The organism is Romboutsia sp. (assembly GCF_051659545.1).
Taxonomy (GTDB): Bacteria; Bacillota; Clostridia; order Peptostreptococcales; family Peptostreptococcaceae; genus JBOFOR01.
This window is the reverse complement of record NZ_JBOFOR010000262.1, coordinates 26,580-39,311: the sequence shown is the minus strand read 5'-3', so window position 1 is coordinate 39,311 and position 12,732 is coordinate 26,580. Positions and strand designations below refer to the sequence as shown.

10 protein-coding genes are annotated in these 12,732 nt (G+C 28.7%); 9 read left to right on the top strand and 1 reads right to left on the bottom strand.

Annotation, left to right across the window (positions count from 1 at the left end; genetic code table 11):
* Window positions 1-41 precede the first annotated feature (41 nt).
* Window positions 42-1,058, top strand: a complete 1,017-nt coding sequence (locus ACRC03_RS15075; RefSeq protein WP_438653414.1) for an alpha-hydroxy-acid oxidizing protein — start codon at window positions 42-44, stop codon at window positions 1,056-1,058.
* 63 nt (window positions 1,059-1,121) lie between these two features.
* Here the strand turns inward: ACRC03_RS15075 and ACRC03_RS15070 are convergent, their stop codons facing one another.
* Window positions 1,122-2,429, bottom strand: a complete 1,308-nt coding sequence (locus ACRC03_RS15070; protein WP_438653413.1) for a CapA family protein — start codon at window positions 2,427-2,429, stop codon at window positions 1,122-1,124.
* A 133-nt stretch (window positions 2,430-2,562) separates the two neighbouring features.
* Here ACRC03_RS15070 and ACRC03_RS15065 point away from each other — a divergent pair, with 133 nt between their 5' ends.
* The 8 genes from ACRC03_RS15065 to ACRC03_RS15030 all read left to right on the top strand — a co-directional run bounded on the left by ACRC03_RS15065 (window position 2,563) and on the right by ACRC03_RS15030 (window position 12,709).
* Window positions 2,563-2,907 carry a YraN family protein gene (locus ACRC03_RS15065; RefSeq protein ID WP_438653412.1) on the top strand — a complete coding sequence of 115 codons (345 nt, stop codon included), beginning with the start codon at window positions 2,563-2,565 and terminating at the stop codon, window positions 2,905-2,907.
* An 8-nt stretch (window positions 2,908-2,915) separates the two neighbouring features.
* Entirely contained in the window at window positions 2,916-4,454 is a 1,539-nt protein-coding gene (locus ACRC03_RS15060; protein WP_438653411.1) for a YifB family Mg chelatase-like AAA ATPase, read from the top strand.
* A gap of 9 nt (window positions 4,455-4,463) precedes the next feature.
* Window positions 4,464-5,561, top strand: a complete 1,098-nt coding sequence (dprA, locus tag ACRC03_RS15055) for a DNA-processing protein DprA (RefSeq protein WP_438653410.1) — start codon at window positions 4,464-4,466, stop codon at window positions 5,559-5,561.
* A 30-nt stretch (window positions 5,562-5,591) separates the two neighbouring features.
* The gene (gene topA / locus ACRC03_RS15050; protein WP_438653409.1) at window positions 5,592-7,649 is read left to right on the top strand and encodes a type I DNA topoisomerase; all 2,058 of its coding nucleotides are present in this window, start codon (window positions 5,592-5,594) and stop codon (window positions 7,647-7,649) included.
* A 182-nt stretch (window positions 7,650-7,831) separates the two neighbouring features.
* Complete coding sequence (gene codY / locus ACRC03_RS15045) at window positions 7,832-8,614, top strand: GTP-sensing pleiotropic transcriptional regulator CodY (protein WP_438653408.1); 783 nt, start codon at window positions 7,832-7,834, stop codon at window positions 8,612-8,614.
* Between the two features lie 104 nt (window positions 8,615-8,718).
* A complete protein-coding gene (locus tag ACRC03_RS15040) occupies window positions 8,719-9,984 on the top strand; it encodes a replication-associated recombination protein A (RefSeq protein WP_438653407.1) in 1,266 nt (421 codons plus the stop codon).
* Window positions 9,985-10,092: 108 nt separating this feature from the next.
* On the top strand, window positions 10,093-10,863 hold the full coding sequence (locus tag ACRC03_RS15035) for a GNAT family N-acetyltransferase (RefSeq protein WP_438653406.1): 771 nt from the start codon (window positions 10,093-10,095) through the stop codon (window positions 10,861-10,863).
* 913 nt (window positions 10,864-11,776) lie between these two features.
* Window positions 11,777-12,709 (top strand): ROK family protein, encoded by a 933-nt coding sequence (locus ACRC03_RS15030; RefSeq protein ID WP_438653405.1) that lies wholly within the window; start codon window positions 11,777-11,779, stop codon window positions 12,707-12,709.
* Window positions 12,710-12,732 lie beyond the last annotated feature (23 nt).

Below are 12,732 nucleotides of genomic sequence, written 5' to 3'. Positions count from 1 at the left end.
AGAAAATTAAACTTAAATCTCTAATAAATGGAGGGAGAAATATGGAGTATAAAGACTTATTAAAAAATGCAAGAGAAAACTTAAATGGAAGTTGCAAGGTTTGTAAAACTTGTAATGGTGTAGTTTGTGCTGGAGAAGTTCCTGGTATGGGTGGAAAAGGTAGTGGATCAGCTTTTACAGAAAATAGTAATAGCTTAGAAAAAGTAAAAATAAATATGAGAGTAATACATAATGTATCGAATCCAGATATGTCTATTGAACTATTTGGCAAGAAAATGAGTGCTCCTATATTTGCTGCGCCTATAACTGGTACAACTTTAAATATGGGTGGAAAAATAAGTGAAAGAGATTATATATCACCTGTAGTTGAAGGCTGTGTAAATAGTGGAATATATGCTATGGTAGGAGATACAGCAGTAGATGAATTTTTAATAGAAAATTTAAAGGTTTTAAAAGAAAATGATGGAAATGGTATTGTATTTATAAAACCATGGGAAAATGAAAATATAATAAAAAAAATAAAATTAGCTGAAGAAGCAGGAGCTTTTGCAGTAGGAGTAGATATAGATGCTTGTGGTTTAGTAACATTATCTTTACATGGAAAAAATGTACAACCGAAGAATATAGATGCTATAAGAGAGTTAACAGAGTCAACGAAGCTACCATTTATACTAAAAGGAATAATGACACCAGAAGATGCATTAATGGCAGTAGAAGCAGGTGTAGATGCTATAGTTGTATCCAATCATGGAGGAAGAGTTCTTGATTGTACTCCAGGAGCGGCTGATGTACTTCCTAAAATTGCTGAGGCTGTCAAAGGAAGGGTTACTATTTTAGTGGATGGTGGAATAAGAACAGGAGTAGACGTATTAAAAATAATAGGTCTTGGAGCGGAGGCAGTTTTAGTTGGGAGACCATTTGTAAGCGCTTCATTTGGTGGTCAAACTGAAGGGGTAGAATTATACGTAAATAAATTAAAAAACGAATTAAGTTCTACAATGATACTTACAGGTTGCCAAACTGTTAAAGATATAGATAGCAAAGTAATATACAAATAATACTGTAACTTAAAAATAGCAATTACTTTAGGGAGTAAAATATCTAAAGTGATTGCTATTTTTTTAGCTAAACGGATTTGGAGAAATTTTAATTATATTAGATTCTTTTACTTGAGAAGCTGTATTGTTATAAGAATTTTTAATTGTATCTAAAGGCAAATTGTTCATTTTAAGTAAGGTATCTTTATCTATTATAGGAACTATTTCGTAAGTATCCTTACCTGAAATTTGATATTTATTTACCCAGGTAGGAATACAATTTACACTGGATACTCTAGCTTGGTTTTCTATAGGCTTTTTAGAAATTTCTATTTCTATCATTAAGCCATCCTCAGTATAAGGAGAACCTAGAATTTCCCTTCTTTGATTAGATAGAAAATTTCCAAGAGAGTAAATAACTAATGTTTGATTTTCTCCATTTGTAGAGGTTATCATTTCTACTGGTTGAACAACATGAGGATGAGAACCTATTATAATGTCTACACCACTATTACAAAGCATTTTAGCAAGAGTATTTTGAAAATAACTAGGAACTCTTTGATACTCATTTCCCCAGTGCAAAACTACTATTTGTAAGTCTGTGCCCTCTATTTCTTTCAAAGTTTGATTAATGGTATTAAAGGCTACACTAGGATTGTACATATCAAATACATTCATTTTATCTTTTGATTTACTAGAAATCTGAATACCATTTACAAACTTGGAATTTCCTTTGAGCTCTCCATAAGAAAAAGAAGTAATTCCTAATTTAATACTATTTATGTCTTTTATTATATAATTATTATCTTGTGAGTTTTGTACTGTTCCAACCGTATTAAAACCCTTTTCCTTGAGTACTTGTAAAGTTCTGTCTACGCCTAAATCTCCTTTATCAAATGAATGGTTATTTATTGTTGATACTACATCAACTCCAGCATATTTAAGTGCATCGGCCAAAGCATCAGGTGAATTAAAAGATGGATAAGAAGTATAAGGTATTTCAGGTCCAGCTAGGGTAGTTTCTAAGTTAGCAATGGATAAATCAGCTTTTTCCATATAGCTTTTTACGTATTTAAAATTATTATCAAATGAATAGGAATTATTTGCAGAATCATACTGAGCCTTTAATTGAGGACTGTGTGCCATAATATCACCAACAACATTTAAATACACTTTACTAGAACGTGGTGGAGAGCTCATAGTTGAAATTGCTTTTTCATTTTCTTTATCATTGTTTGGGGAGAAATCATAAAATGAAGCTATTGATTTTCCTAATATCCATAAAGTAAAAAAGATGCCAAATGTAACTAACAAAATTAAAAATATAAGTAACTTATAAAGTTTTGATTTATTTTTTTTTCGTACAGATTTATTTCTTTTAGACCGAGACATAATTTTTAACCTCCCTACTTATATACAAATTTTAACCATTAAATTAGAAAAATTCAATCACAAAAAAGTTAAAAATTGTATATATACAATTTTCAATGACAATAATTACAAAAAAGTAAATAGGAGAACCAACATGAACAATAAAGAAAAAGGGGATTTAGGCGAATGTATAGCCTGTGAATACTTGTTAGAAAAAGGAGCAGAGGTTTTAGAATCTAAATACAAAATAAAAAGTGGCGAAATTGATATAATTGCAAAAATAGACAATGAACTTGTATTTATAGAGGTAAAATCTAGAAGTAATATAAAATTTGGAACACCATCAGAATCTGTAAACTATAAAAAAATAAGAAAAATAGTAGATACATCTAAATACTATATTTTAAAAAATAACTTATATAATATTCCCATAAGATTTGATGTTATAGAAGTATACTTTAATGAAAATAAAATAAATCATATTATAAATGCTTTTTAGGAGGTAAGATGCTTAGTATTATTAATTCAAGTAATTTAATGGGTATAGAAGCAGTTTTAACAAAAGTAGAAGTAGACATAACAAATGGAATACCATGTCTTAATATTGTAGGATTACCGAGTGCAGAAATAAGAGAATCTAGAGAAAGAGTTAAATCGGCAATAATAAATAGTGGATATAAATTTCCTAATTCTAGAATAATAGTAAATTTGTCGCCTGCAGATATAAAAAAAGAAGGTTCTTTTTTCGACTTATCTATAGCTATTGGGATTATTAGGATAAATATAAAAAAAGATAATCAATATATAAAGGATAGTATGTTTGTTGGAGAACTATCATTAGATGGAAAGCTTAGAAAGGTAAGGGGAATTTTACCTATAATAATATGTGCTAAAAGTATGGGATTAAAGAGAGTATTTATACCTTTAGACAATATAGTAGAAGCATCATTTATAGAAGGCATAGACATAGTACCTTTAATTAGTCTAAAGCAATGCATAGAATTCTTAAATCATGACCTAATCATCAACCAAGAAGAAATTATTAAAGATAGAAAAAATCAAAATTACCACTTAAATGAAAAATATTATGAAGAAGATTTTTGTGAAGTAGCAGGAAATGAATTTGTGAAAAGAAGCGCAGAAATAGCTGCTGCAGGAAATCATAATATATTTATGATAGGCCCACCTGGTGCTGGGAAAACCATGATTGCAAAAAGATTAAGAACTATTTTGCCAGATATACAAAAAGAAGAAATGATAGAAATTAGCAAAATTTATAGCGCAGCAGGTTTAATAGATGAAAATAAAGGAATAATTAATCATAGACCCTTTAGAGCACCACATCACACAACTACAAAACAATCTTTAATTGGTGGAGGACACGATGCTAGACCTGGAGAAGTAGTATTAGCTCATAAAGGAGTGTTATTTTTAGATGAAATAGCTGAATTTGATAGAAAAATACTAGAAACTTTAAGGCAACCAATAGAAGATAAGAATATAAATATATCTAGAGTTAAGTATAATTTTGTATATCCATGTAATGTACTTTTAATAGCAGCTATGAATCCATGTCCTTGTGGATATAGTATGTCAGAAACAGAATGTAGATGTAGACAGTATGAAATAGATAGATACATTAATAGAATATCAGGACCTCTTTTAGACAGATTTGATATATTTGTAGAAGTTAGCTCCTTACCATATAAAGACTTTATCAGAACTAATTCTGAAAAATCAAAAACAATAAAAAATAGAGTAGAAATAGCAAGAAAAATTCAAATAGAAAGATTTAAAGAAGACAATATAAAAACTAATGATGAAATGAAATTACATCATATAAAAAAGTATTGCAAATTAGAAGAAGACGTTTCACCTACTTTAAATTTAATATACGACAAATATAAATTAAGCAATAGGGCTTATGTAAAGCTAATAAAAGTAGCGAGAACTATAGCAGATTTAGAAATAGAAGAAAATATAAAATCTAATCACATTATAGAAGCTTTTTCATTTAGAAAAGCTTATTATAATTATTTTAAATAGAGGTGAAGTATGGAAAAAAAAGATTTATATTTATGGACAAAATTAATAGGTGGAATGAACTATAAAACTATAGACATGATGAGAGAAAATGGAACAAATCTTGAAAATATATTTGAACTTTCCAACAAAGAAATCTATAAATTAGAAAATATAAATTCAAATATTAAAGAAAATATAGTAAAATATAAAAGCATTGCTTATTTAGATGAAATGAAAGAAAAATTACATAACAAATCAATACAATATGTATCAATAGAGGATGACAATTATCCCGAAAATTTAAAACATATATATAATCCACCGAATGTACTATTTTATAAAGGTGATATAAATGTTTTTAATAATATAAGCTTAGCAATGGTTGGATCTAGAAAAGCAACAAATTACGGAATTGATTGTGCAAAAAAATTAAGTAAAAAACTTTCAGATGTAGGTATAAATATTGTTAGTGGACTAGCAATAGGAATAGACTCATACTCTCATATAGGATGTATGAATGGAAATTCAAAAACTATAAGTGTATTAGCGTCATCTGTAGATAATCCTTTACCTAAGCAAAATATAAAACTAGCAAATAAGATATTAGAAGAAGGAGGTCTACTTTTATCTGAATACTACATTGAAGATAGAGTATATCCAAGTAATTTTTCTCAAAGAAATAGAATAATAAGCGGAATCAGTGACGGTGTAATAGTAGTTGAAGCGGGAGAGAAGAGTGGCGCTCTAATTACAGTTGAATACGCTCTAAATCAAGGCAAAAACGTTTTTTCATTACCCGGCAGAATAGATTCTTATAATAGTAAAGGAAGTAACAAAATTATAAAAGAAGGAGCTAAATTAGTAGATAGTATAGAAGATATTTTAGAAGAATATCAAATAAATAGTATAAAAGATAAAGAAAATTATAAAAATTATGATAATATAGGGTTAAGCAAAGAAAGTATCATAATAATAGAACAAGTAAAATACAATGGGGTCTTGCATATAGATGAAATTTGTGCTAATACTAGAATGGAAATAAAATCTGTAAATTTAATTTTAAATGAATTAGTTTTAAATGATTTACTAGTAGAAAAGAAAAACCAAACATATTGCTTAAATATATAAATAAATAAAGATAGTGGGGGTGTGTCGTTTATGGCAAAAACATTAGTCATCGTGGAATCTCCTGCAAAAGCTAAAACCATAGAAAAGTTTTTAGGAAAAAGCCACTATAGTGTAAAAGCTTCTGTGGGACATGTGAGAGATTTACCTAAAAGTAAGTTAGGCGTAGACATAGAAAATAATTTTGAACCACAGTATATAAATATACGAGGTAAAGGCGATGTAATCAAAGAATTAAAAAAAGAAGCAAAAAAATCTAAAAAAATATATCTAGCAACTGACCCTGATAGAGAGGGAGAAGCTATATCTTGGCATCTAGCACACATATTAAATTTAGAAGAAAATGACGAGTGCAGAATCGAATTTAATGAAATAACAAAGGATGCTATAAAGAAAGCAATAAAGAATCCTAGGACGATAGATATGAGTGTAGTAAATGCGCAACAAGCTAGAAGAGTTTTAGATAGGCTTTTAGGTTACCAAATAAGTCCAATACTTTGGCAGAAAATAAGAAAAGGTCTTAGTGCAGGTAGGGTTCAATCAGTAACTACTAAGTTAATATGTGATAGAGAAAAAGAAATAGAAGCATTTATACCTAAAGAGTACTGGACAATTGATATGGAAGTTAAAACCAGTAAACAAAAAAATATAACCTTGAAATTTTATGGAAAAGACAATAAAAAATTAGAAATTGAAAATGAAGAAACTGTAAATCAAATTTTAAAAGACATAGAAAATAAAGAAATTATAGTTAAATCCATAGAATCTAAATCAAGAAAGAAATCAGCACCTAAGCCATTTACAACAAGTATGTTGCAACAAGAAGCTGCTAACAAACTTTCATTTACAACAAAGAAAACAATGAGTATAGCTCAAGAATTATATGAAGGTATAGATATAGATAAAGAGACAGTCGGTTTAATATCTTATATAAGAACTGATTCAAAAAGAATATCTGAAGAAGCTAAGGAAAAATCAAAAAGTTATATACTAGAAGAAATTGGAGAAAATTACTACAAAGATAATACTGAAAAGAAAGAGAAAAAAGAATCCAAAAAGGTTCAAGATGCTCATGAGGCTATTAGACCAACTTATGTAGAACAAACTCCAGATAGCATAAAGAGTTATTTAACAAAAGACCAATTTAAACTTTATAACTTAATATGGAGAAGATTTGTATCTAGTCAAATGGAAGATTCTGTATTTGACATATTAAATGTTGAATGTGAAATAGAAAACTATATATTCAAAGCAACAGGTTCAAAAATGAAGTTTGATGGATATACTAAAATTTACAATTTTACAGATAGAGAAGATAAAATACTACCTAATATAAATGAAGGTGATTTACTTAAATTAGATGAAATTTCACCAATACAACACTTTACTCAGCCACCGGCAAGATATACAGAGGCGAGCCTAGTAAAAACACTAGAAGAATTAGGTATTGGTAGACCAAGCACTTACGCTCCGACAATAAGCACAATATTAAACAGAGAATATGTTGAAAAACAAGGTACTAGTTTATGCCCGACAGAATTAGGAAAAATAGTCACAGATATACTAGGAAATAACTTCAAAAAATTCATAGAGGTTGATTTTACAGCAAATATGGAAAGTCAACTTGATGAAATTGAAGATGGTAATGTTGAGTGGAAAAATGTAGTAGCTAAGTCTTATGAACCATTAAAAGAAGCAATAGAAAAAGCAATAGATAGTATTGAAAAGATAAATATGGATGAAGAAACAGATGAGATATGTGAAACTTGTGGTGATAACATGGTTATAAAACATGGTCGATTTGGTAAGTTTATGGCTTGCAAAAAATATCCAGAATGTAAAACAACGAAACCTATAGTAAATAAGGTTGGTGTTAAATGTCCAAAATGTCATGAAGGAGATATCATTCTTAGAAAGTCTAAAAAAGGTAAAGCCTTTTATGGATGTTCAAACTATCCAGAATGTGATTTTATAGCATGGAATAAACCTACTGGAGAATTATGTGATAAATGTAATTCATATATGGTAGAAAAAGTATCTAAGAGTGAAACAAAAGTAGTTTGTTCGAATAAAGATTGTGGCAAAGAATAAAATACAGAAAATACAGAAAATTTTAAAAATAAATTTAACGGTTTATATTGAAAAAAATATCAAATTATGTTAATATTTCAAGTGCATGAACAACAAAAACAAACTTTTAAACAGCGAGAGAAGCCAATTTTTATTAAACATATATTATATAAGGCATAACTTTCATGAGGAGATGAATACAAATGGCAAGTGAAGTATTACAAAAAACAAGAAAAATTAACAAAACATTACAAACAAGTGGTGGAAGCAATGTCTCTTTTGATTTATTAGCGGGAGCGCTAGGAGACGTATTGAATTCAAACGTATACGTTATAAGTGCTAAAGGAAAAGTACTAGGATTGCACCTTAATGATGCACAAGATAGTTCAGTTATAGAAGATGAAATTACAAAACAAAAGAGATTCCCAGATGAATACACTCAGAACATGCTAAAAATTAATGAAACTATAGAAAATATAACTGGAGATGATATGCTAGAATTGTTCCCTTTTGAACAAGATAGAGTTCAAAAGAAAACTATCATAGTACCTATATTAGGTAGTGGACAAAGACTAGGGACGTTATTAATCTCAAGATATGAGGGCTTATTTACAGATGATGATTTAGTTATAGCGGAGTACAGTGCAACCGTTGTAGGACTTGAAATATTAAGAGCTATAGGTGAACAGTTGGAAGACGAAATGAGAAAAAAAGCTGTTGTTCAAATGGCAATTGGAACATTATCTTATTCTGAACTTGAAGCTGTAGAGCATATATTTGAAGAATTAGACGGAAGAGAAGGGTTATTAGTAGCTAGTAAAATAGCTGATAGAGTTGGTATAACTAGATCAGTTATAGTAAATGCATTAAGAAAATTTGAAAGTGCTGGAGTTATAGAATCAAGATCTTTAGGAATGAAAGGTACACACATAAAGATACTTAATGATAAACTTATGGAAGAACTTCAAAAACTAAGAAAACATTAATAATTAAATTGTTTGTAAAAAAGGTATCTATTTTTAATAAATAGATACCTTTTGTCTTATTTTCTCTTATAATATATATAATTTAAATAAAATGGAGGTAATATATGCCATTAGCAGATAAGATTAGGCCTAAAAGTATAGATGAAGTAGTGGGACAAAATCACATAATAGGCAAAAATAAAGTATTAAATAGAATATTAGAGTCTCCATTCTTGCCTAATATGATATTTTTTGGACCTCCTGGCGTAGGTAAAACAACAGTAGCCGAAATAATTGCAAAACAAAGTAATAAGACTTTTTATAAAATAAACGCGACTAATTCATCATTAGAGGATATAAAAAAAGTAGTAGCAGACTTGGAAATGATAAATAATGTACAGGGAGTATTGTTATATATAGATGAAATACAAAGTTTCAATAAAAAGCAACAGCAGTCTATATTAGAGTTTATGGAAAATGGGAAGATAACTTTAATAGCAAGTACTACTGAAAATCCATATCATTATGTATATAAAGCGTTATTAAGCAGATCCACTGTATTTGAATTTAAGCTTGTAGACAAAAAAGATATAATAAAGGGACTAAAAAGGGCTGTAGAGATATTAAAGAAAGAAAGCTATGTTGAAATGCTATTTACGGAAGATGCTTTAGAAGATATAGCAATAATTTCAGATGGGGATATGAGAAAAGCACTAAATGTATTAGAACTTGTAGCTTATTCAACAAAACCTAATAAAGATAATATAGTCAATATAAATGCAGAAATAATAAAAAAATCTACTTTTACTAAAATACTAAATTTTGATAAAAAAGGAGATAATTATTATGATATTTTAAGTGCTTTCCAAAAATCAATAAGGGGAAGTGACCCTCAGGCTGCAATACATTATTTAGCTAGATTAATAAAAGGGGAGGATTTAATAAGTATTTGTAGAAGACTTTTAGTTATAGCGAGTGAAGATATTGGATTGGCATATCCAAATGCTATAAGTGTAGTAAAGTCATGTACTGATAGTGCTATGCAACTAGGATTTCCAGAAGCTAGAATTCCTTTGGCACAAGCTACCATACTTTTAGCAACATCTCCAAAGTCTAATTCTGCTTATTTAGCCATATCAAATGCATTAGAAGAGTTAGATAATGAGTTTGTAATGGATGTACCTATTCATATAAAAGATGCTCATTACTCGGGAGCAAAAAAAATAGGAAGAGGGCTAGAGTATTTATATCCTCATAATTATAAAAATCATTATGTTAAGCAACAATACTTACCAGAAAGCATAAAGGATAGTATATATTATGTACCTCAAGAAAACAAAACAGAGCAGAATATAAAGAAGTATTTAGAGTATTTAGATGATAATTCTTAAAACTCATTAGAGCTATATTGAATATAAAAAAACTACTAATACAATAAAAGAGAGAGTATATATTTAATAGAATAAGATTTTAGGTTTACACATATCAGGGGGAAAATTATGATTGTAAAGGTGGATAGTACTTATAATAATAAAATTATGGAGTACTTAAAAAGAGAACCAGATTTTAATTTATTTATTATAGGAGACATAGAAAAGTACGGCTATGACAATTATTTTTTAACTGTATGGTCAAATATCAATAAAAAGGGTGAAGTGGAAGGTGTACTATTAAAATATTTTGAATTTCTTATATTTTATGCCCATAATAAGTTTGATGAAAATGAGTTTGCTAATTTAATAAATAATACTAACTATATAGAGTTAAGTGGAAAAACAGATGTATTAAAAAAATTAGTTCCAAAATTAGATTTAGAAAAAGAAAGAGTAGTAAACTTTTGTAGGTTAAATAATTCTCAAAATCTTATAAGTACAGATTCAAGTATAAGAGTTAAAAAAATAAGATTTGGTAACATAAATAAAGTTGCAAAACTATATGAACTAATAGAAGAATTTGATAGTACTAGTGTGGAAAGTATAAAAAGTGGGTTGAAAAGTGGTAGAGGATACTGCATAGAGATGGATAAAAAAGTAGTAGCTATGGTAAAAAGCACTTGTGAAAATAATACACATGCTATGATTGTAGGAGTTGGAACACATCCAGAATATAGAAATAGAGGATTTGCTACTAATTGCATAACAAAAATATGCAAAGAACTGATAAATGAAAATAAAATACCATGTTTATTTTATGATAATATAGAAGCCGGTAAAATATATAGAAAGCTTGGATTTGAAGATATGGGTAAATGGAGTATTTATTCTAGATGAAAATTTACTATCTAAATTAAATTACAAACAAAAATTATAGTGTAGAAATTTAATAAATATTGTATAATTTTATGTAGTTAAGAAATCATTTTCATGTTTGACTACATAAAATTATAGCCTTATTTTGTTTAAAAATATAAAATTGAATCAAAAGGCAAATGGAATTTAGGAGCAACTAAATAGTTGTCAAAAACATACTTAAGTATACTTTAAGATATACAAATATGTTTTTGTTAATAAAAAGCTCCCTACATTCGTAAAGAGTGTAGAGTGGTAGATAAATCTACTCAAAACTCCTTTAATTGCTGGAAGTTCCTAAAGCTAACTAAACCACAGCGTAATCATGAAATATGGATAGGTGTGACGGTTACGAAAGTAGAAAAAATTAGTTAGATGGCATAAGGTTAAATCCTAAGTGCTTATACAATGGATAATCAGCAGCGAAGTCCTAAAGAGGGAAACGTTCAACGACTAGAGAGAAATCTCGTACCTACAAGTGTGGGGAAATGGGGAGCACTTAATTTATTTAGGTGATGATATAGTCTGTGCTTATGTGAAAGCATAAGAAGTTCATAAGAGAACTGATTAGGAGTAACGAACCTAATTGAACACTCTAAAAATATATATAAATAAAAGAATAATTCGATAAGTATTACAAATAATATTAATATCTAATGACCAGTAAGGGTAAACCACTTGTGGAGCTTTTACTGCACTCATAGCGAGGCGTTAGAGATTGCAAGAAAATATTATTTTAAAATACGGTTGTAGGATAAGTTTGAATAATTAAACTAACTGGTACAACCAAGGCTTAAAACTATCAAAAGATAGAAAAAGTGCGAATTATCTAATAAATTTATATTAAATTACTTAATATAAGTACATTTGTATATGTTTTTAGAACCAGGAATATATGTATACAATAGGGATTGACGTTGGTGGGATGAGTATTAAAGCAGGTATTGTTAAAGATGGTAAAATCTCCCATAAAATGGTAAAAGAAACAGATGCAAATGGTGGTTTAGATAAGTTAGTTGAAGATATAACAGATTTAGTAAATGACATTGTGTCTCAAAATAATATGGATATTAATAACATTGGCACTATAGGTATAGGTTTCCCAGGAGTTGTAACTAATAAAGGGACAGTTACATGTGTTAATCTAGCGTTAAATAATGCACCAATAGTAAATAAAATAAAAGAAAAATTTGAAAATACAAGAGTTGAAGTTGGAAATGATGCAAATGTAGCTGCTCTTGCAGAGTATGCATATGGAAGCATGAAGGGTTATGATACTGGGATTATGATAACTTTAGGAACAGGAATCGGTGGTGGAGTTGTAATAAATGGTAAACTTATCACAGGTGCTAATGGAATAGGTGCTGAAATTGGACATACTATGATATCTACTAATTATTATGATTGTAACTGTGGAAATAATGGGTGCTTTGAAACTTTCTGTTCAGCTACAGCAATAATAAGATATACACAAAAATTAGTTGAAGAAGGCAGAGAAACAGCAATTAGAGAAGCTTGTCAAAATAATATAGGAAATATAACTGCTAAAATGGTATTTGATGCTTATAGAGAAAAGGATGAAGTAGCATTAGAAGTTATAACTAGATTTAAAAAATATTTAGCAATGGGACTAGGTAATATAGTAAACTTCCTTGATCCTCAAGTTATATCTATCGGTGGAGGCGTTTCTAATGCGAGTGATATAGTTTTAGAGGGTTTAACAGAACAAGTAAAAGAATATCTTCCATTTAAAGAAACAGAGATAGCAGATATAGTAATAGCTAAGTTTAAAAATGATGCAGGAATACTAGGAGCATCGGCTCTTTAATATAAAAAAAGTAATACAACTGG

Excerpts from the sequence above, each read along its gene's own strand:
- ACRC03_RS15075 (WP_438653414.1), top strand. The coding sequence starts at position 42 with ATGGAGTATAAAGACTTATTAAAAAATGCAAGAGAAAACTTAAATGGA.
- ACRC03_RS15070 (WP_438653413.1), bottom strand. The coding sequence starts at position 2,429 with ATGTCTCGGTCTAAAAGAAATAAATCTGTACGAAAAAAAAATAAATCA.
- ACRC03_RS15065 (WP_438653412.1), top strand. The coding sequence starts at position 2,563 with ATGAACAATAAAGAAAAAGGGGATTTAGGCGAATGTATAGCCTGTGAA.
- ACRC03_RS15060 (WP_438653411.1), top strand. The coding sequence starts at position 2,916 with ATGCTTAGTATTATTAATTCAAGTAATTTAATGGGTATAGAAGCAGTT.
- dprA (WP_438653410.1), top strand. The coding sequence starts at position 4,464 with ATGGAAAAAAAAGATTTATATTTATGGACAAAATTAATAGGTGGAATG.
- topA (WP_438653409.1), top strand. The coding sequence starts at position 5,592 with ATGGCAAAAACATTAGTCATCGTGGAATCTCCTGCAAAAGCTAAAACC.
- codY (WP_438653408.1), top strand. The coding sequence starts at position 7,832 with ATGGCAAGTGAAGTATTACAAAAAACAAGAAAAATTAACAAAACATTA.
- ACRC03_RS15040 (WP_438653407.1), top strand. The coding sequence starts at position 8,719 with ATGCCATTAGCAGATAAGATTAGGCCTAAAAGTATAGATGAAGTAGTG.
- ACRC03_RS15035 (WP_438653406.1), top strand. The coding sequence starts at position 10,093 with ATGATTGTAAAGGTGGATAGTACTTATAATAATAAAATTATGGAGTAC.
- ACRC03_RS15030 (WP_438653405.1), top strand. The coding sequence starts at position 11,777 with ATGTATACAATAGGGATTGACGTTGGTGGGATGAGTATTAAAGCAGGT.